The sequence below is a fragment of the Collinsella sp. HCP28S3_G2 genome (assembly GCF_052065125.1).
In the GTDB taxonomy this organism is placed as follows: Bacteria; Actinomycetota; Coriobacteriia; order Coriobacteriales; family Coriobacteriaceae; genus Collinsella.
The window spans coordinates 42,839-68,328 of the sequence record NZ_JBQHUO010000008.1 but is presented as its reverse complement, the minus strand read 5'-3'; the positions used below and the strand labels follow the sequence as shown (position 1 = coordinate 68,328).

Here is a 25,490-nt window from a genome sequence, read left to right as displayed (position 1 = left end):
ACGCGCTTTCCGCAAGGCCTTTGATTCGGAAAGCGCATCCCATTTTGAACCTTCAGACTGGGACGCGCTTTCCGGCAGGAGTCCAAAGCGGAAACCGCATCCCACTCTGGGCGTCCATTCTGGGATGTGACTTCCCGATGGGGGCCGATGCGGAAACTGCGTCCCGTTTCGGGTCTTTAAAGCGGGACGCGGCTTCCCCTAGGGAAGCATCTCGTTATTTGCCGTCGTCGTCCTGGGCTTCATCGCGTGCGTAGAGCTCCAGCATGCGGCGGCGGTATTCGCGCACGGCGAGCTTGGCGCGCTCCAGGCGGCGGCGCTCACGCGGAGTCAGCTTGGACGGGTCGATCTCGTCGCCATAGGTCTTCTCAGCCAGCAAATGAGCGGCGTCCACGATGCGGGCATCGATGTGGCCGCTTGCCGCCTCGGTCGAGAGGCGGTCAGCAATGGAATCAAGGGTAGGTATGCCGTCGAGCGAACGCCCATGGCCATGCGAGGTCAGCAATTCGTGCTCGCGCGCGAGCAGGCTCGCTAGGTCGTGGTGAGCGCGCAGGATATCGAGTGCGTCGGCAGGGTGCTCGGCGACCTCTGCCACGGCAGTGGCCGGCGCGGCATCGACCACGCGGTAGAAGAGCTGCGCGAGCAGCGGCATCAAGAACACCGTGATGGCACCGGCGGCTACCATAACCGAGGCGCCGTCTTGCGACAGCGCGCCTGCGTTGACGGCCACACTCGTCACGGCAACGATGATCGGCAGGGCCGTAGTGCAGTACAGGGCCACGGTAATGCGGCCATACGCCGAAACGTCACGTGTCGCGGGACAAATGCTCATAGAGACAAGGATCGGCACGGCGCGAATGATCAGCAACGCCGCGATAAAGCCCACGAGCAGACCCGGGCGCGACGCCACGGCCGTCAGGTCAATCTTTGCGCCCGACACGGTAAAGAACACCGGAATCAAAAAGCCATAGGCCAGGCCATCGAGCTTGGTCTCGAGCGTATGGTTGCCCTCGGGGATGATATAGCGCAGGACAAAGCCAGCGGCAAAAGAGCCCAACACGATGTCGAGGTCAAAGATGGCGGAAAATGCCACGAGTGTGACCAGGATGAGCACCGTCAGGCGCACGAACGTCTGCGACGTCGTGTCGGCCCGTTCCTCGACAAACGCAAAGAAGCGGCTGCCGACGCGCTTGGAGCGGCTCGGAACCACGGCCAACAGCACACAGACCAGTGCAAACAAGCCAAGGATCACGAGCGTCTGGATACCAGTACGAGCGGAGAGCAGCACCGACATGGCGAGCACGGGACCGAGCTCTCCCCACGTGCCATAGGCAAGGATGGAGTCGCCCACGCGCGTGCCGGTCAGCGAACGCTCACGCATGATGGGCACGAGCGTGCCGAGCGCCGTCGAAGTGAGCGCCAGCGTCACGGCGATACCGTCGAAATGGCTGACCGAGAACCACGGGGTAAAGCGCACGGCAAGCCAGGCGATGCCAAACGTGACGACCCACGTCGCCATACCGTAGCGTCCCTCGACGCCCGTGATGTTCTTGGGGTCGATCTCAAAGCCGGCAAGCAGGAACAAAAAGGCCAGACCGAGCTCGGACACAAGCGATACCTCGGCATCTACATGGATGACGCCGAGCATGTGAGGTCCCAGCACCGCGCCGAACACGAGCAAAAAGACCGTCTCGGGAACGGGCTTTCCGGAAATCGCCGATGCGATAAAGGGGCTTGCGAAAGCCACAAGCGCGATGATGGCGAGCGAAACGAATGCCATGTGATGCCTTTCTCTTGTTTGCGCTTCACTGTAGCACCCTCGCCGTCCTCAATACGCCATGAGCTGTCGTATCATAGTGACGTTTACAAACATGTGGCTCAAGGCGACCGCGAGGCTTGTCCCGCAAACCGACCGCTGCCGCATACCGCACCGTACGCCCAACCGATCAGGAAGGCAGGAACCAATGGTCTCTCGTATTTACGTGGAGAAGAAACCCGGGTTCGACGTCGAGGCTCAGCAGCTCAAGGGCGAGCTGACCGAAATTCTCGGCATCAAGGGCATCGAGGCCCTGAGGATCATCAACCGCTACGACGTCGAGGGCATCGACGAGGAGCTTTTCCGCTCCTGCGTGCCGACCGTCTTTAGCGAGCCCCAGGTCGATGTGACCTACGACGAACTCCCCGCAAGCGATGGCGCCGTCTTTGCCGTCGAATTCCTGCCTGGCCAGTTTGACCAGCGCGCCGACTCCGCCAGCGAGTGCGTGCAGCTCATCAGCCAGGGCGAGCGCCCCGCCGTGCGCTCCGCCAAGGTCTATATGATCTCGGGCGCTCTGGACGAAGCCGCCATCGAGGCCATCAAGCACTACGTGGTGAATCCCGTCGAGGCCCGCATCGCCTCGCTCGACCTACCCGAGACGCTGTACATGGAGACCCCCGAGCCCCAGCCCGTCGAGGTGCTCGACGGCTTCCGCGAACTCGACGAGGCCGGCCTTGCCGTCTTTATCTCCGAGCGCGGCCTTGCCATGGACGAGGCGGACATCGCCTTCTGCCAGCAGTACTTCCGCGATGAGGACCGCGACCCCACCATCACCGAGATCCGCGTGATCGACACCTATTGGTCCGACCACTGCCGCCACACCACCTTCGGTACCGTCCTGGACGACGTGACAATCGATGACGCCGTGGTACAGCAGGCCTTCGACCGCTATATGGAGATGCGCCACGAGCTCGGTCGCGACGCCAAGCCCGTCTGCCTCATGGACATGGGCACCATCGGTGCCAAGTACCTTAAGAAGACCGGCGTCATGACCGATGTCGACGAGTCCGAGGAGATCAACGCCTGCACCGTCAAGGTGAAGGTCGATGTCGACGGCGAGGACCAGGACTGGCTGTTCCTGTTTAAGAACGAGACCCACAACCACCCGACCGAGATCGAGCCCTTCGGCGGTGCCGCCACCTGCGTGGGCGGCGCCATCCGCGACCCGCTCTCTGGCCGCAGCTATGTGTACCAGGCCATGCGCGTCACCGGCGCCGGCGACCCCACCGTCCCGGTCTCCGAGACGCTCGAGGGCAAGCTGCCGCAGCGCAAGCTCGTGACCACCGCTGCCGCCGGCTACTCCAGCTACGGCAACCAGATCGGCCTTGCCACCGGTCAGGTCAACGAACTCTATCACCCTGGCTACGTGGCCAAGCGCATGGAGGTCGGCGCCGTCGTGGGCGCCACCCCGGCAAACCACGTGCGTCGCGAGTGCCCCGCCCCCACCGACAAGATCATCCTGCTGGGCGGCCGCACCGGCCGTGACGGCATCGGCGGTGCCACCGGCTCCTCCAAGACCCAGAACACCGATTCCATCGAAACCTCGGGCGCCGAGGTCCAGAAGGGCAACGCCCCGGTCGAGCGCAAGCTGCAGCGTCTGTTCCGCCGCGGCGACGCCTGCCGCCTGATCAAGCGCTGCAACGACTTTGGCGCCGGCGGCGTCTCGGTCGCCGTGGGCGAGCTTGCCGACGGCCTGTATGTCGACCTGGACACCGTGACCAAGAAGTACGACGGCCTGGACGGAACCGAGCTCGCTATCTCCGAGTCCCAGGAGCGCATGGCCTGCGCCGTCGCCGACGGTGACGTCGAGGAGTTCATGGGTTATGCCGCCGAGGAGAACCTGGAGGCGACCGTCATCGCCGAGGTTACCGCCGAGCCGCGCATGCGTATGGCCTGGAACGGCGTCGCCATCGTCGATCTGTCCCGCGAGTTCCTCAACTCCAACGGCGCACCCAAGCACCAGGTCGCCCACGTGTGTGCCCGTAGCGTGTGGCAACCCAGCTGGGCCGGCACCACGCTTGCCGAGCGCATGACCTCGCTTGTCACCGATCTCAACGTCGCCTCCAACAAGGGCCTTTCCGAGCGCTTCGACTCCACCATCGGTGCCGCTACCGTGCTCATGCCCTTTGGCGGCAAGACGCAGCTCACCCCGAGCTCTGCCATGGTCGCCAAGTTCCCCGTGGACGGCGAGACCACCACGGCGAGCGCTATGGCATGGGGCTTCAACCCCTACCTGATGGAGGCCGACCAGTTTGCAGGCGCCTACCTGTCCGTGGTCGAGTCCATCGCCAAGCTCGTTGCCGCCGGCTTTGAGCACAAGCGCGCCTACCTCTCCTTCCAGGAGTACTTTGAGCGCCTGCGCACCGAGCCCGAACGTTGGGGCAAGCCCATGGCAGCCGTCCTGGGCGCCCTTATGGCCCAGGTCGACCTGGGTGCCGGCGCCATCGGCGGCAAGGATTCCATGAGCGGCTCGTTTGAGGACGAGGCCGGCGAGCTCAACGTTCCGCCGACCCTGATCAGCTTCGCTGTCGCCGTGGGCCGTGCCGCCCGCGCCGTCTCCCCCGAGTTTAAGGGCCTCACGCACCGCGTCGTTCGCATCGCCCCCGCCACCTATGGCGAGGACTACCGCCCCGATGCCCAGCAGCTGCTCGCCGCGTTTGACGCCGTCGAGGCGCTCACCGCTACCGGCGACGCCCTGGCCGTCTCCACGCCCGGCTACGGCTGCGGCGCCGAGAGCCTCTTTAAGATGTGCGTCGGCAACCAGATCGGTATCGAGCTTGCCGAAGATGTGGACGTGGAGAGCCTCTTCACCCCGCTCTACGGCAGCTTTATCGTCGAGCTCGCCGAGGACGCCGAGCTGCCCGAGGTCGCCGACGGCGTTGTCGTCGAGCCCCTGGGTACCACCGTCGAGGGCTATGTCATCGACACCGGCTCCGAAGTCATCGAGCTCGCCGAGCTCCAGGAGGCCTGGGAGAGCGGTATCGAGGGCGTCTTCGCCTATCGCAGCGCCGGCGAGACCCCCGAGGTCGAGGCCATCGACTTCCGCGCCAAGGATATCCACGTGTACGGCGGCGCCAAGATCGCCCGCCCGCGCGTGATCATCCCTGTGTTCCCCGGCAACAACTGCGAGTACGATAGCGCCCGCGCCTTCCGCGCCGCCGGCGCCGAGGCCGACACCTTCGTGATCAACAACCTCACGCCCGAGGCCGTCGCCGAGAGCACCCACGAGCTCGCCCGCCGCATCCGTGCAAGCCAGATCGTCATGATTCCCGGCGGCTTCTCGGGCGGCGACGAGCCCGACGGCTCCGCCAAGTTCATCACGGCGTTCTTCCGCGCTCCCGAGGTCACCGAGGCAGTCCGCGACCTGCTCAAGGCCCGCGACGGCCTGATGCTGGGCATCTGCAACGGCTTCCAGGCCCTGATCAAGCTCGGCCTGGTGCCCTACGGCGACATCGTCGACGCCACGCCCGATGCGCCCACGCTGACGTTCAACACCATCGGTCGCCATCAGAGCCGTCTGGTGCGCACCCGCATCTCGTCCAACCTGTCCCCGTGGCTGTCGCAGTGCAGTCTGGACGACCCCTACACCGTCGCCATCAGCCACGGCGAGGGCCGCTTTGTCGCCAACGATGAAGTGCTCGCCCAGCTGATCGCCAACGGCCAGGTCGCCACGCAGTACGTGGGCGAGGACGGCAAGCCCAGCATGGATCTCTCCGTCAACCCCAACGGCTCCGCGCTCGCCATCGAGGGCATCACGAGCCCCGACGGCCGCGTCCTGGGCAAGATGGGCCATGCCGAGCGTCGCGGCGACAACCTGTACCGCAACGTGCCCGAGCATGTCCCCGGCGATAAGTTCATGCCGATCTTTGAGAGCGGCGTAGCCTACTTCGCTTAAATACGTTCCCATCGGGTACAATCCCCTCGGGTAACAACACCCGCCACCGGCACACCCGGTGGCGGGTTCTTTTTTACTTCGCACATACAGGAAGGACATCATGGAAAGCCGCAAGCCGTATCTCGCCACCCTGCCCGGACTCATCCTGGGCTGCCTCGTCTGCTGCGCACTCTGGGGGTCGGCTTTCCCCTGCATCAAGATCGGCTACGAGCTCTTTGGCATCCCCGCGCACGATAGCGCCTCGCAGCTGCTCTTTGCGGGCTTGCGCTTCACGCTTGCCGGCGCCCTGGTTATCGTTGGGATGAGCACGGCCCAGCGCTGCCCACTCGTTCCACAGGCTCGCGACATTAAGCCCATCTGCATCCTGTCGCTCTTCCAGACTATCGGGCAGTACTTCTTTTTCTACCTGGGACTCTCGCGCGCCAGCGCCATGTCAAGTTCCATCATCGAGGCCAGCGCCAACTTCCTCGCCATCCTCTTTGCCGCTCTGGCGTTTCGCACCGAAAAGCTCGATGCAACCAAGGTGCTCGGCTGCGTACTGGGCTTTGCCGGCGTCGCATTCGTCAACCTTTCGGGTGCGGACGGCACCTTTGGCTTTACACTCGACGGCGAGGGATTTATCTTGGCTTCCACTATTGCGGGCGCCCTGTCGACCTGCCTCATTGGCATCTTCTCGCGCGAGCATGACGGCGTCTTGCTCGCCGGCTGGCAGTTTTTAGTCGGCGGTTTGGTCCTTACCGCCATCGGGTTTTTGATGGGCGGCGCGCTATTCCCCACCGAAATCGCCCCCGCCATCGCGCTCATCATTTATATGGCGCTCATTTCCGCCGTCGCGTACTCGCTGTGGTCCCGCCTACTCGCCGTCAACCCCGTTAGCCGCGTTTCGGTCTTTGGCTTTATGAACCCGGTCTTTGGCGTGCTGTTGAGCGCGTTGTTGCTCGGAGAGGGCGCTGGCACGAGCCCCGTTACCGTAATTGTGGCCCTGCTCTTGGTCTGCAGTGGCATCATCATTGTCAACAAACCTAAAAAGGCCTAACAAACCACCCCGTTTGGAAAAGGGCAGCTCTCACTTTAGCTTAATGGAGTACACTGTATCTCGTTGATTTCGTACCGAGTCGCGGCGGCAGACGCCGTCTTGCCGTAACGCGCCGGCGACATCGAGGGGATACAGATGCATAAGAAACTGGTTATGGGAAACCAGGCCTTTGCGTATGCCGCGCTTGCGGCGGGCGTTCGCGTGGTCGCCGGTTACCCGGGCACGCCGTCGACGGAACTTGTCGAGACAGTTGCCAAACTCAAGGCCCAAGGTAGTGCCGAGGGTGTCCACGTCGAGTGGTCGACCAACGAAAAAGCCGCGCTCGAGGTGCTGGCAGGCGCATCGTATGCAGGAGCGCGCTGCCTTTTTACCTGCAAACAAGTCGGACTAAACGTTGCCTCCGACCCGCTCATGAGCCTCAACTACGTGGGCATCAAGGGCGGCCTGGTGCTGTTTGTTGCCGATGATCCCGGCCCCATCTCCTCTCAAACTGAGCAGGATACGCGCCGCTTTGCCGCATTTGCGAAGATCCCCGTGCTCGATCCGCAAAATCTGGAGCAGGGTTACGCGATGATGCAAGAGGCATTTGAAATCTCGGAGCGCTACCATACGCCCGTTATCGTGCGCCCCACCACCCGCGTATGTCACGCCTCAACCTATTTGGAGGTACCCGAGCATACCGTCGCACATCCCGCTGGCACCTTTGAGAAGGATCCCAAATGGGTTATCTTCCCGCGCCGTTCGTTTGCCGCCCATGGCGAGGTTAACGAGCGCCTGCCGCAGATTGCAGACGCCTACTCCAGCGGCAAGGCCGCAGACGCGTTTAACCCCATCGAAAACCATGGCAATGCCACGCCGCGCTTGGGTATTATGGCCGGTGGCGTCTCGTATGCATACACGCGCGAGGCGCTGGCGATTATCGAGCGTCGCGCCGCCGCGGCAGACATCGCCGTGCCGCCCTATCGCTTGATGCAGGTCGGCCTTCCCTATCCCTTCCCCACTGCAGCTGCCGGGCGCTTTGCCGAAGGGTTGGGTCAAATTCTCGTCGTCGAAGAGCTCGACTTTGTCCTTGAGGACGAGATGCTGCGTCTAGCGGGCCGTACGCACGCGGCATATACCGTGCACGGCAAGCTCGACGGCACCATGCCCGGTCGCGGCGAGAACACCGTCGACGATCTGGTTGAGCGCCTGGCGGCGTTCCTTGGCATCCCCGCCCAGGCTGTTACCCCACGCGCCGACGCTTCGCTTCCCAAACCGCCCGCACTCCCCGTGCGCCCACCGGTACTTTGTCCCGGATGCCCGCACCGTGGCAGCTTTTACGCCGTCAAGCAGGCACTCAAAGCGATAGGCGCTACCGACGCCGTCCTTTCGGGCGATATCGGCTGCTACACGTTGGGCAACGCCGCCCCGCTCGATGCCGTCGACACCTGCCTGTGCATGGGGGCCGGCATCACTATGGCCCAGGGCCTAGGTATTGCCGAACCCTCGCGAAAGCAGATCGCTTTTGTGGGCGACTCCACGTTCTTTGCCAGTGCCATGACCGGCATCGCCAACGCCGTCTACAACGGCCACGACATCACTGTCATCGTGCTGGATAACGCCACCACCGCCATGACGGGCGGCCAGCCTCATCCAGGCACCGGCCTGCGTTTGGATGGTACCAAAACCCAGCCCATCAAAATCGAGGCCGTGCTGCGCGCCTTGGGCGTCACCTGCATCGAACATGCCAACCCGTTTGACCTAGCTCAGACAACCGAAGCCGCCCAACGCGCCATTACGCACGAAGGCCCCTCGGCGCTCATCTGTGAGGGCCTCTGCATTACGCTGAGCAAGCCCAAACCCGCGCTTTGCGTCGACGAGAGCCGCTGTACGGGCTGCAAACGCTGCATCACGCAGATCGGCTGCCCCGCTATCTCTTGGGACGCCGAGCAACGACGTGCACGCGTTAACCCGACCCTTTGCAACGGCTGCGGCCTGTGCACGCAGGCCTGCAAGTTTGGAGCCATCGGTCCAAACGCAGAGGCCGCGAAGGGAGGCGAGGCCTAATGCTCAACATCATGATTACCGGTGTGGGCGGCCAGGGCACCGTCCTTGCCGCCAAGTTGCTCGCGCAGGCAGCCGAAACCCGAAATTGGCGGGTGCGCACCGCCGAGACCATTGGCATGGCCCAGCGCGGCGGCTCCGTCGTATCCCATGTTCGTCTGGCAAATCAGGACGAGCCCCGCATCGACGCGCCGCTTATCGCCCACGGCGAGGCCGACCTCATCATTGCATTTGAGCCCGCCGAGGCCGTGCGCTGCCTGGGCTATCTACGTCCCGGCGGCGCCTTGGTAAGTGCTACGAGTAGCGTGCAACCCGTAACGGCGGCGCTCTCGCGTGACGCCTATAGCTCCAAGCCTTTCCTAGAATACCTGCGGCAGACTGTCCCCAATTGCCTGCTGGTCGATGACACCGCGCTCATTAAGCAGATCGGCTCGTCCAAAGCGCTCAACGTCGCGCTGCTGGCAAGCGCCGTCGCCATAAGCGACCTGGGGTTCACCGTCGAGGAACTTCGCGCAGCCATGCACGCCAGCGTGCGCTCCCAATTTGTCGCACTCAATGACCGCGCCATTGATGTGGCCGTTGCCGCCATCTCCGCATTCGCCTCCCGTTAACGCAAGGACAAAACCATGAAGATGCAGCCCGCGCAGCTTGAGCTTATTACCAAGCAGTTCCAGACCCTTAAAGACCGCTCGCCGTTTTATGCCAAAAAGTTCGATGGCATTGACATCGCAAACATTTCCACACAAGAAGAATTTGAGCAGCTGCCCTTTTCCGAGAAGACGGACCTTCGCGAGGCGTACCCGCTTGGCATCCAGGCCGTACCAGACGAAGAAGTCGTTCGCATCCACAGCTCATCCGGAACCACCGGCACGCCCGTGATCATCCCCTACACCAAACAGGACGTGGACGACTGGGCCGATATGTTCGCCCGCTGCTATCGCACGGCCGGCATCACCGCGCAGGACCGCATCCAGATCACCCCGGGCTACGGACTGTGGACGGCGGGTATCGGCTTTCAGCTGGGATGCGAACGCCTAGGCGCCATGGCCATTCCCATGGGTCCCGGCAACACCGAAAAGCAGCTCAAGATGATGCAGGACCTAGGATCGACCGTCATCACGGCAACCTCGAGCTATGCCCTGTTGCTGGCCGAGGAAATCACCAAACGCGGTCTGCGCGACAAGCTCCACCTAACCCGCGGCGTCATCGGCTCGGAGCGTTGGGGCGAAAAGATGCGCAAGCGCATCCAAAACGAGCTGGGCATCGAGATCTTTGACATCTACGGTCTCACCGAGATTTACGGTCCGGGCATCGGTATCTCGTGCCGCGAGCACGACGGCATGCATATCTGGTCCGATTACGTGTACTGCGAGATCGTCGACGCCAAGACCGGCAAGGTCCTTCCTGACGGCGAAGTGGGCGAGCTGGTTCTTACAACCCTGCGCAAGCAAGGCGCACCGCTTATCCGCTACCGCACGCACGACCTGACACGCATCATCCCCGGCACATGTGCCTGTGGCCTTGACCACCCGCGCATCGACACCCTGGTCGGGCGCACCGACGATATGATCAAGGTCAAGGGTTGCAATATGTTTCCCGCGCAGATCGAGGAAGTTCTTAAGTTCGTCGACGGAGCGAGCTCGGAGTACCAGGTAATGATCGAGGCCGTCAACGGTCGCGATGTACTCGAGCTACTGTTCGAAAGCGAGCTGACGGGCGCCGAGCGCGATGCATGCGAGCGCGAAGTGGCTGCCGTCTTTAAGGCCAAGATCGGCTGCACGCCCAAGGCGACCGCCGTACCGCTCGGTGAGCTACCCCGCTCCGAGAAAAAGACGAGGCGCATCTTCGACAGCCGATACTAGTCCCCGAAAGCGCAGAAGGGGCGCACGACCATCGCAACGGTCGTGCGCCCCTTTTTCTAGCGTATCTGGACGCCGGCTTTCTTCTGCTCGCGCTTTATGCGGTAGAGCTCCGCGTCGGCAGCACGGAGCAAGTCTTGCCAGGTATCGATGCCATCACCAACCCGTGCGTAGCCGATGGACATCCGCAACAGATACGGAACCTCGGCGCGCGCGAGCTCGTCGTTGATTGCCGCACACAGATGCAAGATATCCTGCTCCGCCATCGCCTTTTGAAGCACCACGAACTCATCGCCGCCATAACGCGCGATAAAGCTACCAGACGCCGAGCAGACTTCTTTGAGTGCAGCGGATATGACCTGAAGAGCATGGTCGCCCTCCACATGTCCATAGCGATCGTTAATCTGCTTAAAGCCGTCGGCGTCCATCATAAGCAGATACACGTCTTCGGCCTGATCCACATTTGAGAAGAGCGACAGTATATAGGTCTCAAAACGGTTGCGATTGTTGAGGCCAGTCAACGGGTCGGTCGAGATGAGCTGCTCCTGGAAGACAATGTAGAGCAACAATATGCTAATCATTATGCCGACACAAAGGCCGGGCACCGAGTATACGACCTGAAAGGTACCGCCCACCAGGGCCGGAATGGCGAAAAATGCCAAGGTTCGATAGATGGTCTTCGTCTGCAGGCTCTCGACCCTGCGAGATTGCACAAACGCATGTAGGGACGTATGTATAACGTAGCAGTAGCTGACAATGGGCTGGATCATATAAGCAGAGCCGCGACTATACACGCCCTGCGAATCGATATAGAACAGGGCGTGCGTCCAGTAACTGGTAAACGCCAGCACGACCACCAGAACCGTAGGCGACGCTACAAGCACCACCCTATAGCGCGAGGCCAAAAGGCGAGAACCCTGCACCGTCTCGGAATAATAAACCAAATGAGACACACGATGGCAAAGAGCGAAAACGAAACCACGTTGGAAATCCAGTTGACAGCAATGCCCAACGTGCCGTCCACACCATCCAATAGCACCCAGATCATATCGAATAATATGTACGCGGCAGAGGTGTAGCCAAGCGTGCTAAACAATAGCTGCTGGGTGCTCGAGAACAAGGAGCGACGACTCCGCACGGCAAGCCCGATAAGAACAATCATGCTTAGCAGGAATATCTCAATCTTGAGCGCCTTAACCACCAGGCCCATCTCCCCGTCATCAAACCGACAGCGCTTCTCCGAGCCGCACGCATCACCATAACTCCCCCAATCCAGAGGGGAATGAGGGAATAATACCAGAGCGCCCGGGCGCTCTCACGGCGCGAGTTGCACGCCGGCATCGTTGATGGGCGCCGATGGCTACTCGCCATCGATGTCGGCCGCGACGGCTTCCTCGATGGCCTCGACACCGGCGGGCGACAGGTCTTCCTTGCCCTGGTAGAACTTCTTATCGACCCAACCGGTCAGAATCGGAGCCATGATTGCCGTGATGATGACGGCGGTGGCGATCTGAGCGTATGCGGCGGGCGCAAGCTCGGCATAGCGCGGCGCGACTTCGGCAAGAGCAACCGGCGTGGTCATAGCCGTGCCGGCGATGGTGGAACAAGCCACGGCGGCTTTGCCGTTACCGCCGCACAGGCGCTCGAACGCAAAGGTGATGGGACCGACGACAAACAACGTGACAAGGCCCAGCAAGATGCCGGAAATGCCGCCGGTGATAAAGCTCGACAGGCTCATAGACGCACCGAGCTGAAATCCGATGACGGCGATCGCAGGATTGGTGCCGGGAACCAGCAGGTTCTTGATGAACGGGAAGAGGTTGCCCAAAACCATGCCAATCACGAGCGGCAGAATGGAACCGATGATGGTGCCAACGGGAATGTTGGCAAGACCAGAGACACCAAGAATGATCATGGTAACCGCAGGGCCCGCCGTGAAGAACAGGATGCCCACGGCGCCCTGCTCGGACTCGTCGCCAAACTCGCCCATGATGCCCGTGTAGAGCGCCATGTTGCAAAACGTAATGCCGCCGATGATGGAAACCGAGCTCAGGCCCAAAAAGTTGTCATTAAAGAAATACGCAACGCTCAAGCCCAGCACGGCTGCCACCACAAGCTTAGGAATCAGTACGACGATGCCGGTCTTGATGGCACCCGGCGTGGACTTAAAGCTGATGCCGGCACCCACGAACAACAGGATCGCGGCGACGATGGTATTGGAACCGCCGCGGCAGGCGGCGGTAAAGAAGCCGCCGATCTCGAAGACCTGCGGGCAGAAGGTATTGAGCAAAAGGCCGACGATCATCGGGTAGATCATGATGTCACCCGGAATGCGCGGTACTTTGAATTTCTTTTGCTCGTTGGCGATCGCTTCCTGTGCCATGAAACCCCCATTTCCGCCGACGCAGAACAAAAGCCCACGTCATGCTTTGCTACAGTAAAGTTTGACCATGGTACCAGAAGAAGCAGACCGGCTCGGTGAGAAATCCGATTCGTGGGGCCCGGACGGTAAACGCACCCCACTCCTATACGAGGCTCAAAACGATATAGAGCCCGATACCCGAGACGCAGCACCACAACATCGACTTTGTCTTGATTGCCACCGCAACGACGCCGACAGCCGCTGCGAAAAGAGCAGGCAAATAAAGAGCGATGTGCAGACGAAACCCGCAATAGCGGTGGGGACATCGACAACGGCGCGCCTATCGCAACATAGGCAAGCATCACCGGCCAGACGGTTTTAACGATTTTGAGCACCATAGCGTTCCTCGTCCCGACAAGCTTTCCGAGCCGCATTCGACGACATGGCAGAATCATCGTCCGGCGGCAACCGAGTTCACCTACAATTGCCACCGGATCGAAAGACACAGAAAGACATAGCTTTTTAGGAAGTCGTTATGACAGCTATCGATCGAACGGGGGCAATCGCGGCCTTCAGGACCTACACCGATGCCTACGATGCCGCCAATCCGCGTATCGCGCTCAAAATCGAGCATACGTACCACGTTGCCGAGGCATGCGATGCCGTGGCACGCAAGCAGGACTGGGCACCACAGGACATTGACCTGGCGTGGCTTTGTGGGCTGTTGCACGATATGGGCCGCTTTGAGCAGCTGCGACGCTGGGACACGTTTAAGGATGCCGAGAGCATGAGCCATGCGAAGTTGGGCCTCGAGGTCCTTTTTGGCAAAAACCCTGCAGACGCGCCCGCGGCAACAAGTATCCGCGACTTTATCGACAGCCCGGCAGAAGACGAGCTCATCCGCGCGAGCATCGCCTATCACAGTGACTTTCGCCTGCCGGCACAACTCGACGAGCGTACACGGTGCTTCTGCGATATCGTGCGCGATGGCGACAAAATCGACATTATGCGCACCATCGCCGACAGCACCGTCGACACCATCCTCAAGGTGGATGAGGACGCATTTCTCGCCAGCCACTTCTCGGCGCCGACGTTGGCCGCCTTTGACGAGCACCGCTGCGTCGCACGTGATGAACGCGACGAGCCCGCGGACTACCTGGTAGGACTCATCTGCTTTATGTTTGAGCTCGTCTATCCGGCGAGCCGCGCGCTGGCGCGCGAGCAGGGCGATATCTACCGCCTGCTCGACGCGCCCTTTGGTATTACGCAGCCCTTTACCGACCCCGCCACACAGGCAACCTGGAGCCGTCTTAAGGAAGAGATGCGCGACTGGCTGGCGCGCGCCTAGCGCTCAAGCTGGGCTAGCAGCTCCTCGACGACCTCGACGGCATCACCGACAACCTTGTACTGGGCAGCACCAAAGATGGGGGCATCCGGGTCCTCGTTGATGGCGATGATGCATTCCGCCCCACCGATGCCGGCAAGATGCTGGATGGCGCCCGAAACACCGATACTCACAAGAATCTTGGGCGAAACCGATACGCCCGTCTGGCCAATCTGATGGCGATACTCCAACCAGCCGGCCTCCACAACGGGTCGCGTGCAGCCAAGCTCGGCTCCCAGAGCCTCGGCGAGCCTTCGCATCAGCGGCAGGTTTTTCTTGGAACCAATGCCGCGACCTACCACGACCAGGCGCTCGGCATCGGCGATTGAAGCCTGCTGTCCCCACTCCTCGGCGGGAATCGAGATCTCGACACGAGCCTTAGCATCATCCGCAAGTGCTATCTGGGTGATCGTGCCGGAGCGGCCGTAGTCAAAGTCGGGCGCCTTAAAGATGCCGGGGCGCACCGTTGCCATCTGGGGACGATGATTGGGGCAGACGATGGTGGCCATCAGGTTGCCGCCAAACGCCGGACGCGTCTGTTGCAGCAGCCCCGTCTCCGTATCCATCGAAAGCACGGTGCAGTCAGCCGTAAGGCCCGTCTGCAAACGCACGGCAACGCCGGGTGCCAGTTCGCGGCCAAAGGCGGTCGCTCCGTACAGAATGGCCTCGGGCTTGCGCTCTGCCACCAAATCGCAGATGAGGCGAGCATAGACCTCCACATCGTTCTGGCGCAGACGCTCGTCGCGACAGATCAGGACCTCGTCCGCACCGGCGCAAACCAGATGCTCCAGGTCACCGAGAGAACCCTCGGGGCCCATGCCGACCAGCGCCACCAGGCGACAGCCGCGTGTATCCGCAAGCTCGCGGCCCTTGCCCATGAGCTCGAAGGCAACGGGAGCCACCGTATCGTGCTCGTCGGTCTGCGCGAATACCCAAATGTCTCGATATGCATCGAGGTCAACCGCGCCGGCGGCCTCGTCGCGCTCGATCGAAATGGCATTGACGGGGCAAGCGTCGACGCACCCGCCGCATAGGATGCAGCCGTCGGTTACGCGGGCGCAACGGTTGGGCCGCTCGCCTTCCACTACGATGCCGCCCGAGGCACAGGCGCGAACGCAGCGACCACAGCCGATACAGGCTTCGCTATCGATAATCAGTCCGCTCATCTATGCCATCCCCTCGATAATCTTGGCAAGTTTCGCCGCCTGCTCGGACGCCGTTCCGTCAACGGCCTCGCACGTTTGGTCGCGGTCGGGCACAAACGATCGCACGACCTGTGTCGGCGAGCCGGCAAGACCGCAGCGCGCGGGGTCGGCGTTCACGTCGGCAGCGTTGACCACGCGCACGTCCGCCTCCTCGGCCGCACGAATACCGGCGATACTCGGCATACGCAGTTGGCCAATCTCCTTGGCAGTCGTCATCGCGCACGGCATCTCAAGATAGACCGTCTCCTCGCCGGCATCGCAGCCGTGAACAAGCGCCAGTGAACCACAGGTCGTAAAGCCCGCACTCTGCACGCAGCTCACGTCGGTCACGCAGGGAATCTCGAAGGCACCGGCAAGCTCGGGACCAATCTGGGCCGTATCGCCGTCCACCGCCATCTTGCCGCAGATGAGCAGGTCGAAGTCCTCGTCGAGCGCCTCGATGCCACACTTGAGGGCATAGGTGGTTGCCAGGGTATCGGCACCTGCAAAGGCGCGATCGGTTAGCAGCAGTGCGTCATCGGCGCCTCGGGCGATGCAGTCGCGCAATAGCGATTCAGTCGCGGGGATGCCCATCGACACCACCGTTACGCGCACGTCCATGCCAAAGCCGATAAAGTCGTCCTTCAGCGCCAGCGCGCATTCCAAAGCGCTCGCGTCAAAGGGATTAATGACCGCCTGCTTGCCATCGCGCACGATGGTATTGGTCTTGGGGTCCATCTTGACCTCGGTGCTGCCCGGCACCGCCTTGACGCACACCACCATATGGAAATCGCTCATCTTCACGCGCCCCCTTTCTGGACGAGCTCATCCAAGAGCTTCTCCGAAAACAGGTTACCGCGGCCCAACTGCCCGGCAGGATCGAGCTGGAGCTTGAGCCGCGCCGACTCGACCATGGCCTCGTGACCGTACATCGTCTCCAAGAAGCCCGCCTTGATCTTGCCGACGCCGTGTTCGGCGGAGACGGCGCCGCCCATGGCCGTGACCTCGGAAGCCCACTGGGCAAAGAGCTCTCCGCCGCGGCGGTAATCTTGCGCATCGCGCGGCAGAATGTTCACATGCAGATGGTTGTTACCGATGTGCCCCCAGGCGGCAGATTCAAGCCCACTTTCGGCCAACGTGCGGCGATAAAGGGCGATGACATCGGCCAAGCGTGCGTTGGGCACCGACATATCCGACCCCAGCTTGGTAATGGTGGGGTCCGTGCGGCGACGCTCGTCGATGAGCATGTTGACGCTCTCGGGCACCGCATGGCGGAAGAATCGCTGACACTCGCGATCGACCTCGGTGCGCGCGACCCATGTCGCATCGTCGCTGCCGCCCGCAAGCTCCAGTACCCACCCCAAGTGATACAGCTCCTCAGTCGCCTGGGCTTCGTCGTCGCAGTCGAGCTCCACGTAGACACAGACCTTGGCGTCTTTGTCGAGCGCCGGCAGCGAGGCGAACGCGGTCGACTGCTCACGCTGACGACGCAGGATATCCAGGGCGCCCGCATCGAAATATTCGATGGCAGCCGCGTGGGACAGGACGGGACGTACAGAATCGGTGAAGGACACGGCCTTGTCTTCGCTGTCAAAGAAGCAGCTCACGCCCCAAACGACCGCAGGCGCCGCCTGCAGGGCAATCTCGAGCTCGGTGATGACGCCGAGTGTGCCACACGCACCGATAAACAGATCGATGGCATCCATATCGTCAGCAACGAAATAGCCCGAAGCATTTTTGGTCTTGGGCATGGTGTAGTCGGGAAGGTCGAGCTCGAGCGTGCGGCCCTGCACCGTGACGAGCGAAAGGCGACGACCCTGTGCAAAAACCTCGCCACGGTGAAGCTCGAGCAGGTCGCCATCGGTCAGCACGACATGAAGGCCCGTGACGCGAGGGCGCATGGGGCCGTAAGCGTAGCTACGGGCGCCGGAAGCGTTGCATGCCGCCATACCGCCCAGGCAGGCAGATGCCTCGGTGGGATCGGTAGGAAAGAATTGCTCGGGAGCTTCCTGGAACTCCTCGTAGGCCTCAAGCGATGCCTGGTCCCAGCCGGCAGTCGGCAGCACTTTCTTGCCCAGTTGCTTGCGCAGCTCAGACAGCACGACGCCGGGCGCCACGCGCAAAAGAAAGCGGCCCTGCTCATCGCGGCGAATGCCTAGGTAGCGATTCATGCGGGAAGTATTGAGAATGTGACCGCCATGAGGCACGGCGCCGGCGGCAAGACCGGTCCGGGCGCCCTGAACCGTCACCGGGACACGCTCGGCATGGAGCTTTTCCATAATGGCGCGGACCTCGTCCTCCGTTGTCGGAAACGAGATGCTCGAGGCCTCGCCCGATGTGCGAGACTCATCGCGACCATACTCTTCGAACTCGTCGGTGAAGGGTTTGATGGTTGCAGACACGCGAACTCCCCCTTTAGCTAACTACAGTGTTTGCAGGGAAATGTTACCGCATCGTTTCACCGACATGTTCGAGACCGTCTCCATAATTGACGTTTTTAACGTTCGCGCAATTCGGCGAACGGTGGAATTTTCGAGACAAGCGACGCTTTTGCCACACGTTGCCGCGCAGCCACAACATGTGCATTTATCAGTCAAAAATAGTTGAGATTTTTTTCACATGCTTTTACCTGCGGAGATATCGGCTCGTCAAGCAACTGGTTAGTTATTGGGCAAGTTGCGGCTGATACGGTCGGCATCGACAGCCAAACCAATAGGAGTTTTGGCCCCAGAGCAGGGAGGTTTCCATGGCATATTACTGGCCCCAATACGGTTTCGCCATCGAAGTCGATGACGACCCCTATCTCTTGCCTTTCGACGAAGATGCATTTCCAGGTACGGAGGTCTACCACGTCACCACCGATGTGATCTGCGACCCCGAGTCGTTCTCGGCGCTCGCCCACCACATCGCGCGTATCCACAACATCGAGCTCCCTCACGACTTCGACGAGCTCATCTACTCGCGCCGCCTGATGCTTCACATGCTCTTTGGAGCGGACCCGTCCACGTTCGCACGTGTCTACACCACCAAGGACGCCGCATGAGTGCGAAGAAGCCACCCCGCCTTGCAGGACTGGGGCGTCGCAAGAAACTCGTCGTTGCCTGCCTGGCTGTCGTCTGCGCCCTCATCGCCGTAGGGCTATACGCCTGGCAGTCGCAGCCCGTGCCCGAAGCGGGCGCCTCAGTCACGACGGCAGAAGGTAAATCGCGCCAAGAAATCCAGGATGAGCTCGACGCCATCGTCCGCAACAACATGATGACGATCTCGGTCGCGCCGGTCGCACAGTTGCAGGAAGGCGGCAAGTTGCGCGTCAACGTGCAAAACGTCCAAGACAACAAGTTTCCCCAGCGCTTCCGCGTGATTCAAAACGACGAGACCATCTATGAGTCCGGTGTGGTCGAAGCCGGCAAGACGGTTGAGACCTGCCCCGCCGGCGATATCCAAGAAGGCGAGGCATATATCGAGATTCAGGCACTCGATGCCAAGACCTACGACACCCACGGCAATCCGACGCGCGTCAAAGTGCGGGTGGCACAGGCAGAAGGCTAGTGGCCGACGCGCTCGCAGGGGCAGCACCCTGTCCCCATTCGTCCAACCATCACGGAAACAGTCCGTGACGAGCAGAAAGGATCGATTATGAACACACCCATGAATCTGAGCGGAGCCAGGGCACTCGCCGTGGGCGCAGGGCTTACGCTCGCACTTGCGATGGGCGCCGCGCCAACGGCGGCCATGGCAGAGGTGCGCGTTGGAACCACCGATGTGACGGTGAAGGCCGACATTAGCAATGTTTCGTTTAAGGCGCCAACGGTCATCCCCTTTGCCGCCAAAGCCGACGGAACGCTTGTAGGACCCTCCGACGAGACAATTACCATCGACAACCTCTCGGCATATGGCATCCACGTCACCAACATGAAGGTCACGGCCAAGAACGACTGGACAATCGTTGCAGACGCAAAGACGGGCTCGGCCCAGAACTCCATCGATTTTAAGGTTGGCCCCGATACGGCAGAAAAGGATGCCAGCTCGGCGACTCAGACTACGGGCCTCGATCTTTCCAAAGACGCAAGCTTCGACATGAAGTACAAGGACATTGGCGACGGAACGGACAAAATTAGGCTCAATGTGAGTGGCCACGTCGCCCGCGTCACGCGTGACATCTACCACGCCACCGGTACGGGAGATCAAGTGGCAAGCATCACCTGGACGGTCGAGCCCGGTGCGCACGCCACGTCCTAAGGCGATTGCACTGGCCGCCATCGTCAGCATCTTAGCGTCCGCACCCGCAATGGCCTTTGCTCAACAAGAGCAAGCGCAAGCGGCCACAGAAGTGACCGTCGATCTTTCGGGCCTTAATCGCGGCAGCCGTCACGAGCCGCTCGTCCAGACGAGCGACACCCGGCAACTCATTGCGGTAGGCGTCGCCACGGTGGGAGCAGGACTGACGTGCCTTGGCCTGCACATCAAACGCAACCAATAGCCAAGCACGACCGGAGTACGCGGAATAGATAGGAGAACCATGGCACCCAAAAACCTTTTGCCCGTTGCCGCGCTCTGCAGCGCACTGGCGAGCGGTACGCCTCTCGCCGCTTGGGCGACGCCCGCCACGGCAAGCTCCTTACCGCAAGCTCTGAACCCCGCGGCGAATTCGTCGGGTATCGTCGCCTGCCAACGTTTTTCGCTCGCACATGCCACGGTCCGAACCTCGGGATGCCTTCACCGCAATGCGGTCGACTCGATAGTCGTGGATATCAAGCGACCGGACAAGGAGAACGGCCCCCAGACAGGTTGCGCCATCTGCACATGGAAATCGGCTGCAGTCGACGCCGATGGCGATCCATGCGACTTAGAGCTGCGCATCGATATTGCCTCGGTCGATGACTCGGCGAACGGGGCAAAGGTCGTCTTCGACAGCGCGGCCCATGAAGAAGAAGGGGGTGTATGCCTGGGCTGCGTTCCCTCGAATGTCGATGGCGCGCAGCCCATCATCTCCTTTACGGCGTCGCTGCGGCTGACCAAGGCGGACACCGAAGCCATCGCAACGGGAGATGCGCCTTTGCTGTTCTACGCTGGCGACGCGGACGACCAAAAGGCTCAAAGCACCAGGCAGAAGGGCTCGCTTAACCTCACGCGCGGATCAGAACCCGCCCCCATCAATATCGATGCCCAGGAGCCGGGCGTGCAGCGCATTCTCGCCGATCCGGCGCTGCTCCAAATGACATGGCACGGAGTGGGGTCCGTCGAGATTGCCGCTCCTATATCGAGCGATAATGACAAATCCCCCAAAGACGAGGTCGCAGACGCACCGGCACATGTTGACGATGCATCATCAGAAGACAACGCTGCGGTTCCTCTCGAGAAGCCAAGCGGCAGCGCCACCGAACTAGGCGATTCCCAACCGAAAGACGGCCTGGACTTTGCCGCTCCCCCAGGTGTCGACGAAGGCAACTGTTGCATGATGGTCGCGCTCGACCACACGGAAACCGTCGATGCTGCAAGCATTGAGCCAGTCGCTGCCAATGCGCCCCGCCGCAAAAATATCCTCATCGCATTCCCCAACACCGTCGAGCTCGTCTTTTTGCCTTCGGGCGAAGTCGTCGCGCCTACGGCACTTACAGCAGTGGGAGCTAAGAGCGCATCGAACGATATCCAAGCCATCTCGGCACTTGATGCCACAACGACCGCCAAGTTACACCTTTATTCCGTTGCAGCAGACGGAACGCGAACCGAAGAATTCGACGGAACCAAGCTTTTGGTTCCTCGTCGCATCGGTATCCAAGAAGACGTCCCCTATCAAATGGAACTTGAAGGGTTCGATCGCGCACGAGATGCCGACATCATTGCCGCAGCCATCGAATCCCCACAGCACCTCATGACGCTGCGCTTCGACTTTAGCCCCATCCTGTCCTAGACCGCTAACCGTCGCTTGGCTCGGATACTGAGCGCCCCTCCCCGTTCTGCTACGATTGCCGCGTTGGCATCAATTACAGGAGGGTTCATGCCGGGTTTAGGAACGATCATCAACGTCGCGCTTTTGATCGCGGGCGGTCTGCTTGGCCTTATGGGCGGGCACTTCATTACATCTCGCATCCAAGACACGCTCATGAAGGCGTCGGGGTTGTGTGTTCTGTTTATCGGCCTGGGCGGCACCATGCAAAAGATGCTCGTTATCGATGGAGAGGCGTTGGCGACCACCGGCACCACCATGCTTATCGTCTCATTTGCCCTCGGTTCGCTCATCGGCGAGGCCATCAACCTGGAGGCCGCCATCGAGAACCTCGGCGAATGGCTCAAGCGCAAAACCGGCAGCGAAGGCGACAACGAGTTCACCAACGCCTTTGTCTCGGCATCGCTCACCGTGTGTATCGGTGCCATGGCCATCGTAGGATCGATTCAGGACGGTCTGCTCGGCGACTGGTCCACGCTTGCCCTGAAGGGCGCGCTGGACTGCATCATCGTCTGCACCATGACGGCCTCGCTTGGCCGCGGCTGCATCTTCTCGGCCCTGCCCGTTGCCGTATTCCAGGGCACGATCACGCTTTTTGCCGGCTCACTCTCCCCCATCATGACCACCGCAGCCCTCGACAGCCTTTCGCTTGTGGGCTCTATGCTCATCTTCTGTGTTGGGGTTAACCTTATTCGACCTCAGACCTTCCGCACGGCCAACATGCTCCCCTCCGTCGTCGTGGCGGTCATCTACGCCCTCTTGTTCTAAATCTATCTACGTAGCGGTTTCTCGAACACCTGTTTGATGCTGTGCTATGATATGAGGTCACCGAAGCTGCGTTAGGAGAGGAGAAGCGGTGGCCGACCAGGACGTCAAGATGCTCATCGAGCGCATTATGGCCGAGGCCCGGACCCATCAGTCCGCCCGCTTCTCAAACGAAATCTATGCTGACGAGCCGATTCTCAAGACCGGTCGACAGATGCAGAACTTCCTCCCCGACCAGTACCGCAAGATGCGCGAGATATCGCGCTGGCAAGATGATCCCAAAGGCGGCGCGGGACGTTGGCTATCGGAGGCGGAGCTCTTTTACCGCCAAGGCCTGCTGATGGCCGACTTCGAGGACGATTGTCCCTACAACGGCACCTTTAAGTCGTACTTTCCCACCTACAATGCCATGAGCGATCGACAGTTGCGCGGCTACTTTACCTGGCGTGCCCAAGTGCGCCGCGGAACTGTCGAGGAAACGTCTACGTCCTTTGCCTTCCTGTATCTCTATGAGCTGATCTGCGGCATTGGCGTAGATGACCCACTCGATGGCTTTAGCAAGATCAAGGCCTTTTGGAACGCCTATCGTGCCTTCGAGCCCGGCATCGACCGGTTTGCACGCGTGTGGTTGCAAGATTACGCCGTTTTCCACGGGCTCGACCCCAAACTGCTTCGCGACTCTAAAACCGTCATGTTCGATAACGCCCTTATCGAGCTGCGGCGCGCGGCTCGAGACCTTGCATCTTCACCGACGCCGTCGGATCTGCCGCCTGCGCGTCGTAAGACCTCCGAGCCTACGCTCCCCCTCCCGCCCGACGAGGCGGGCGAGGAGCGACTCATGGCCGCTATCAACGCCCTCTCCACGTATAACCTCGATAACTCTAGACTCGATCGCAGCCACCATCGCGACCTACGCCACGTGGCATGTGCCGTGTACGTCCGCACGGCGCGCTACTATGACACGCATCGAAAGACCGGTATCGTGGCGAGCTTGTTTGGAGAGGAGACGGCCATGCCCTATACCATGTTTGCCTCGGCCGTGTTCTTTGCGCCCGAGCGCCACGAGGACTGCGAATACCGTCTTGACCCCATCCATATCTACCGCTGCCAAAACGGTTTTTGGGAATGCATGCGAATTCACGGCAGCAGGCAAAAGAGCAGCAAGCTTGGTGAGATGATGCGCGCCTGCGACCAACGTCTGCGCCTGGCCCTAGCCCCCGCCCACCCCCTGAAGGAGGAGAAGGTCCCCAAATATCTGGCCAAAATCATCGATGACGAGATCGTGGCATGGCTTTCGTGGGATGCCGCACACCAGCCCGTCAAGATCGATATCGATTTGAGCCAGCTGGGGCACATTCGGAGCGCCGCCGCGCAAACGCGTGAAGCGCTTTTGATTGATGAGGAGCGCGAGGACGGCACGCCCGTGGAAGCCGAGGCAACGCTTATCGAGCAGCCGGGCCGCGAGTCTGCGCCCGGCATAACTGCCGAACCTGGCGAGATGACCATTCAGCAAGACGAACCCGACGAGCCGACTGTCTCCGCCGAAGAGCTTGGCGTCATGGCACCGCTCCTCGTGTCTGCGCCCGCACCCGTAACGCCCGCGTCTGCCGAAGCTACGAACAAACTCGCGCCCGCCGAAGATGCCTTTCTTCGCGCGCTCCTCGAGCAAAACACAGCGCAAGCGACATCGGCAGTGGAGAGGTCGGGCCAGAGCGAGGATATGCTCGTCGACAGCATCAACGAGACGCTCTTTGACCTGGTGGGAGACACCGTTATCGAGTTCGGCGCGGCAGGACCGCAAATTATCGAGGATTACGAAGCAGACGTGAGAGGATACCTAGACCATGAGTGATACCGCATCCGCAGCACCCCGCGTGCCCAAGCGCGTCGCTGCCGTCATTCTCAACTCACTCAAGGGCGGTGTGGTCCCGCGCATCGGCCTTCCCTATATCACCGTAGGGCGCGAGGTCGAGATCCGCGCCCTGCTCACCGATTTGAGTCTCATCGCCGACGGTGGCGCGAGCTTCCGGTTTCTGGTCGGTCGCTACGGCGCAGGCAAGAGCTTTTTGCTCCAGACCATCCGCACGCACGCCATGGGCGAGGGGTTCGTCGTCGCCGATGCCGACCTGTCGCCCGAGCGCCGCCTGCAGGGCGGTCAGGGGCAGGGCCTTGCCACCTACCGTGAGCTCATCCGCAACATATCGACCAAGACGCGCCCCGAGGGCGGTGCGCTCAACCTTATTCTGGATCGCTGGGTCGCCTCGTGTGCCGACGTCGACGAGTCGGTCGTCAATGCCCAACTGGCCCCGCTCGAGGAGATGGTCCACGGCTTCGACTTCGCCCGCATGCTCCGCCGCTACCGCACGGCCGTATCCGAGGGCGATGAAGAGGCCATGAGCCGCGTAACCAAATGGATCCGCGGCGAATACCGCACCAAGAGCGAGGCTCGCGCCGAACTGGGTTCCTCAACCATCATCAGCGATGACGACTGGTACGACTACGTTAAGCTCATTGCGCGCTTTTTGGTCTGCAGCGGCTACAAGGGCATGCTGGTGCTCATCGACGAACTCGTGAATCTGTATAAGATTCCCAACGCGATCACGCGCCAATACAACTACGAGAAGATCCTGACCATGTACAACGACACGCTCCAGGGAAAGGCGCAGTACCTGGGCATGATCATGGGCGGCACGCCAACCTCCATCGAAGACCGCCGCCGCGGCGTGTTCTCCTACGAGGCCCTGCGCAGCCGACTCGCTCAGGGCCGCTTTGCACGCGAGGACCTTAAGGACATGCTCGCGCCCATCATCCGTCTGCAGCCACTCACCTACGAAGAGTTGCTGGTGCTGATCGAAAAACTCATGCAAATTCACGCCGGCTACTTTGGCTGGACGCCCACGCTTACCGAGAGCGACCTGGTGGACTTCCTCAAGATTGAGTTCGGTCGCGTGGGAGCCGACACGCATCTGACGCCGCGCGAAGTCATTCGTGACTTTATCGAGCTGCTCGACATCCTATGCCAAAACCCCGACGCCAACGTGGCCGAGCTGCTGCAAAGCGTCGGCGGTGACGCGCCAGCAGCCGCAACAGACGACACCGGCACCGCAGGCGCCGACCGCAACTTCGCCGAATTCGCCATCTAACCTGCCAAAAAGGGACAGGTTTATTTTGGCAGGTTTTATCTGGGCAAACATTGAAGCAG

At 61.2% G+C, this 25,490-nt stretch carries 20 protein-coding genes; 13 read left to right on the top strand and 7 right to left on the bottom strand.

All coding sequences use genetic code 11. From position 1 onward, the window contains the following. Positions 1 to 214: 214 nt before the first annotated feature. Positions 215 to 1,777, bottom strand: coding sequence for a cation:proton antiporter domain-containing protein (locus ACTNB2_RS06100; RefSeq protein WP_441044858.1), 1,563 nt, complete (start codon positions 1,775 to 1,777; stop codon positions 215 to 217). A gap of 184 nt (positions 1,778 to 1,961) precedes the next feature. On the opposite strand from ACTNB2_RS06100, the gene ACTNB2_RS06095 reads away from it, so the two are divergent. The 5 genes from ACTNB2_RS06095 to ACTNB2_RS06075 all read left to right on the top strand — a co-directional run bounded on the left by ACTNB2_RS06095 (position 1,962) and on the right by ACTNB2_RS06075 (position 10,649). Next, positions 1,962 to 5,708, top strand: a complete 3,747-nt coding sequence (locus tag ACTNB2_RS06095; protein WP_441044859.1) for a phosphoribosylformylglycinamidine synthase — start codon at positions 1,962 to 1,964, stop codon at positions 5,706 to 5,708. A 100-nt stretch (positions 5,709 to 5,808) separates the two neighbouring features. After that, positions 5,809 to 6,744 (top strand): DMT family transporter, encoded by a 936-nt coding sequence (locus ACTNB2_RS06090; protein ID WP_441044860.1) that lies wholly within the window; start codon positions 5,809 to 5,811, stop codon positions 6,742 to 6,744. Positions 6,745 to 6,879: 135 nt separating this feature from the next. Further along, positions 6,880 to 8,790 carry an indolepyruvate ferredoxin oxidoreductase subunit alpha gene (iorA, locus tag ACTNB2_RS06085; RefSeq protein WP_441044861.1) on the top strand — a complete coding sequence of 637 codons (1,911 nt, stop codon included), beginning with the start codon at positions 6,880 to 6,882 and terminating at the stop codon, positions 8,788 to 8,790. Beyond that, positions 8,790 to 9,398 carry a 2-oxoacid:acceptor oxidoreductase family protein gene (locus tag ACTNB2_RS06080; protein WP_441044862.1) on the top strand — a complete coding sequence of 203 codons (609 nt, stop codon included), beginning with the start codon at positions 8,790 to 8,792 and terminating at the stop codon, positions 9,396 to 9,398. The genes iorA and ACTNB2_RS06080 overlap by 1 nt, the downstream gene beginning before the upstream one ends. A 15-nt stretch (positions 9,399 to 9,413) precedes the next feature. Continuing rightward, entirely contained in the window at positions 9,414 to 10,649 is a 1,236-nt protein-coding gene (locus tag ACTNB2_RS06075; RefSeq protein WP_441044863.1) for a phenylacetate--CoA ligase family protein, read from the top strand. A gap of 56 nt (positions 10,650 to 10,705) precedes the next feature. Here the strand turns inward: ACTNB2_RS06075 and ACTNB2_RS06070 are convergent, their stop codons facing one another. Beyond that, on the bottom strand, positions 10,706 to 11,599 hold the full coding sequence (locus ACTNB2_RS06070) for a GGDEF domain-containing protein (RefSeq protein ID WP_441044864.1): 894 nt from the start codon (positions 11,597 to 11,599) through the stop codon (positions 10,706 to 10,708). A 407-nt stretch (positions 11,600 to 12,006) separates the two neighbouring features. Beyond that, complete coding sequence (locus tag ACTNB2_RS06065) at positions 12,007 to 13,029, bottom strand: 2-keto-3-deoxygluconate permease (protein WP_427719609.1); 1,023 nt, start codon at positions 13,027 to 13,029, stop codon at positions 12,007 to 12,009. A 514-nt stretch (positions 13,030 to 13,543) separates the two neighbouring features. Between ACTNB2_RS06065 and ACTNB2_RS06060 the strand changes: the two genes are divergently transcribed. Continuing rightward, positions 13,544 to 14,356 carry an HD domain-containing protein gene (locus ACTNB2_RS06060; RefSeq protein ID WP_441042117.1) on the top strand — a complete coding sequence of 271 codons (813 nt, stop codon included), beginning with the start codon at positions 13,544 to 13,546 and terminating at the stop codon, positions 14,354 to 14,356. Here the strand turns inward: ACTNB2_RS06060 and ACTNB2_RS06055 are convergent. From ACTNB2_RS06055 to ACTNB2_RS06045, 3 genes are read right to left on the bottom strand one after another with little or no spacing between them, the layout of a single operon-like run. Next, a complete protein-coding gene (locus ACTNB2_RS06055) occupies positions 14,353 to 15,558 on the bottom strand; it encodes an FAD-binding protein (protein WP_441042119.1) in 1,206 nt (401 codons plus the stop codon). The two genes, ACTNB2_RS06060 and ACTNB2_RS06055, sit on opposite strands and share 4 nt — an antisense overlap. Beyond that, a complete protein-coding gene (locus ACTNB2_RS06050) occupies positions 15,559 to 16,374 on the bottom strand; it encodes an electron transfer flavoprotein subunit beta/FixA family protein (RefSeq protein ID WP_154517150.1) in 816 nt (271 codons plus the stop codon). It lies immediately after the preceding gene. A 2-nt stretch (positions 16,375 to 16,376) separates the two neighbouring features. After that, complete coding sequence (locus ACTNB2_RS06045; protein ID WP_441044866.1) at positions 16,377 to 17,978, bottom strand: FAD-binding oxidoreductase; 1,602 nt, start codon at positions 17,976 to 17,978, stop codon at positions 16,377 to 16,379. 344 nt (positions 17,979 to 18,322) lie between these two features. Here ACTNB2_RS06045 and ACTNB2_RS06040 point away from each other — a divergent pair, with 344 nt between their 5' ends. The 3 genes from ACTNB2_RS06040 (at position 18,323) to ACTNB2_RS06030 (ending at position 19,815) form a co-directional block, all read left to right on the top strand. Next, complete coding sequence (locus ACTNB2_RS06040; RefSeq protein WP_154517147.1) at positions 18,323 to 18,619, top strand: hypothetical protein; 297 nt, start codon at positions 18,323 to 18,325, stop codon at positions 18,617 to 18,619. Beyond that, positions 18,616 to 19,125, top strand: coding sequence for a hypothetical protein (locus ACTNB2_RS06035; RefSeq protein ID WP_154517144.1), 510 nt, complete (start codon positions 18,616 to 18,618; stop codon positions 19,123 to 19,125). Before ACTNB2_RS06040 ends, ACTNB2_RS06035 begins: the two co-directional genes overlap by 4 nt. A gap of 87 nt (positions 19,126 to 19,212) precedes the next feature. Beyond that, on the top strand, positions 19,213 to 19,815 hold the full coding sequence (locus ACTNB2_RS06030; RefSeq protein ID WP_427719603.1) for a hypothetical protein: 603 nt from the start codon (positions 19,213 to 19,215) through the stop codon (positions 19,813 to 19,815). A 31-nt stretch (positions 19,816 to 19,846) separates the two neighbouring features. On the opposite strand, the gene ACTNB2_RS06025 is transcribed toward ACTNB2_RS06030, so the two are convergent. Further along, entirely contained in the window at positions 19,847 to 20,053 is a 207-nt protein-coding gene (locus tag ACTNB2_RS06025; protein ID WP_441042124.1) for a hypothetical protein, read from the bottom strand. Between the two features lie 42 nt (positions 20,054 to 20,095). On the opposite strand from ACTNB2_RS06025, the gene ACTNB2_RS06020 reads away from it, so the two are divergent. From ACTNB2_RS06020 to ACTNB2_RS06005, 4 genes are all read left to right on the top strand, one after another. Next, positions 20,096 to 21,487 (top strand): hypothetical protein, encoded by a 1,392-nt coding sequence (locus ACTNB2_RS06020; RefSeq protein ID WP_441042126.1) that lies wholly within the window; start codon positions 20,096 to 20,098, stop codon positions 21,485 to 21,487. Between the two features lie 87 nt (positions 21,488 to 21,574). Then, on the top strand, positions 21,575 to 22,291 hold the full coding sequence (locus tag ACTNB2_RS06015) for a DUF554 domain-containing protein (RefSeq protein WP_441042127.1): 717 nt from the start codon (positions 21,575 to 21,577) through the stop codon (positions 22,289 to 22,291). Between the two features lie 88 nt (positions 22,292 to 22,379). Then, positions 22,380 to 24,140, top strand: coding sequence for a TerB N-terminal domain-containing protein (locus tag ACTNB2_RS06010; RefSeq protein WP_441042129.1), 1,761 nt, complete (start codon positions 22,380 to 22,382; stop codon positions 24,138 to 24,140). Beyond that, a complete protein-coding gene (locus ACTNB2_RS06005; RefSeq protein ID WP_441042131.1) occupies positions 24,133 to 25,431 on the top strand; it encodes an ATP-binding protein in 1,299 nt (432 codons plus the stop codon). The genes ACTNB2_RS06010 and ACTNB2_RS06005 overlap by 8 nt, the downstream gene beginning before the upstream one ends. The last annotated feature ends 59 nt before the right edge of the window (positions 25,432 to 25,490 follow it).

Bases quoted from the DNA above. Each gene is read 5' to 3' on its own strand.
- ACTNB2_RS06100 (WP_441044858.1), bottom strand. From the start codon at position 1,777: ATGGCATTCGTTTCGCTCGCCATCATCGCGCTTGTGGCTTTCGCAAGC.
- ACTNB2_RS06095 (WP_441044859.1), top strand. From the start codon at position 1,962: ATGGTCTCTCGTATTTACGTGGAGAAGAAACCCGGGTTCGACGTCGAG.
- ACTNB2_RS06090 (WP_441044860.1), top strand. From the start codon at position 5,809: ATGGAAAGCCGCAAGCCGTATCTCGCCACCCTGCCCGGACTCATCCTG.
- iorA (WP_441044861.1), top strand. From the start codon at position 6,880: ATGCATAAGAAACTGGTTATGGGAAACCAGGCCTTTGCGTATGCCGCG.
- ACTNB2_RS06080 (WP_441044862.1), top strand. From the start codon at position 8,790: ATGCTCAACATCATGATTACCGGTGTGGGCGGCCAGGGCACCGTCCTT.
- ACTNB2_RS06075 (WP_441044863.1), top strand. From the start codon at position 9,414: ATGAAGATGCAGCCCGCGCAGCTTGAGCTTATTACCAAGCAGTTCCAG.
- ACTNB2_RS06065 (WP_427719609.1), bottom strand. From the start codon at position 13,029: ATGGCACAGGAAGCGATCGCCAACGAGCAAAAGAAATTCAAAGTACCG.
- ACTNB2_RS06060 (WP_441042117.1), top strand. From the start codon at position 13,544: ATGACAGCTATCGATCGAACGGGGGCAATCGCGGCCTTCAGGACCTAC.
- ACTNB2_RS06055 (WP_441042119.1), bottom strand. From the start codon at position 15,558: ATGAGCGGACTGATTATCGATAGCGAAGCCTGTATCGGCTGTGGTCGC.
- ACTNB2_RS06050 (WP_154517150.1), bottom strand. From the start codon at position 16,374: ATGAGCGATTTCCATATGGTGGTGTGCGTCAAGGCGGTGCCGGGCAGC.
- ACTNB2_RS06040 (WP_154517147.1), top strand. From the start codon at position 18,323: ATGGCATATTACTGGCCCCAATACGGTTTCGCCATCGAAGTCGATGAC.
- ACTNB2_RS06035 (WP_154517144.1), top strand. From the start codon at position 18,616: ATGAGTGCGAAGAAGCCACCCCGCCTTGCAGGACTGGGGCGTCGCAAG.
- ACTNB2_RS06030 (WP_427719603.1), top strand. From the start codon at position 19,213: ATGAACACACCCATGAATCTGAGCGGAGCCAGGGCACTCGCCGTGGGC.
- ACTNB2_RS06020 (WP_441042126.1), top strand. From the start codon at position 20,096: ATGGCACCCAAAAACCTTTTGCCCGTTGCCGCGCTCTGCAGCGCACTG.
- ACTNB2_RS06015 (WP_441042127.1), top strand. From the start codon at position 21,575: ATGCCGGGTTTAGGAACGATCATCAACGTCGCGCTTTTGATCGCGGGC.
- ACTNB2_RS06005 (WP_441042131.1), top strand. From the start codon at position 24,133: ATGAGTGATACCGCATCCGCAGCACCCCGCGTGCCCAAGCGCGTCGCT.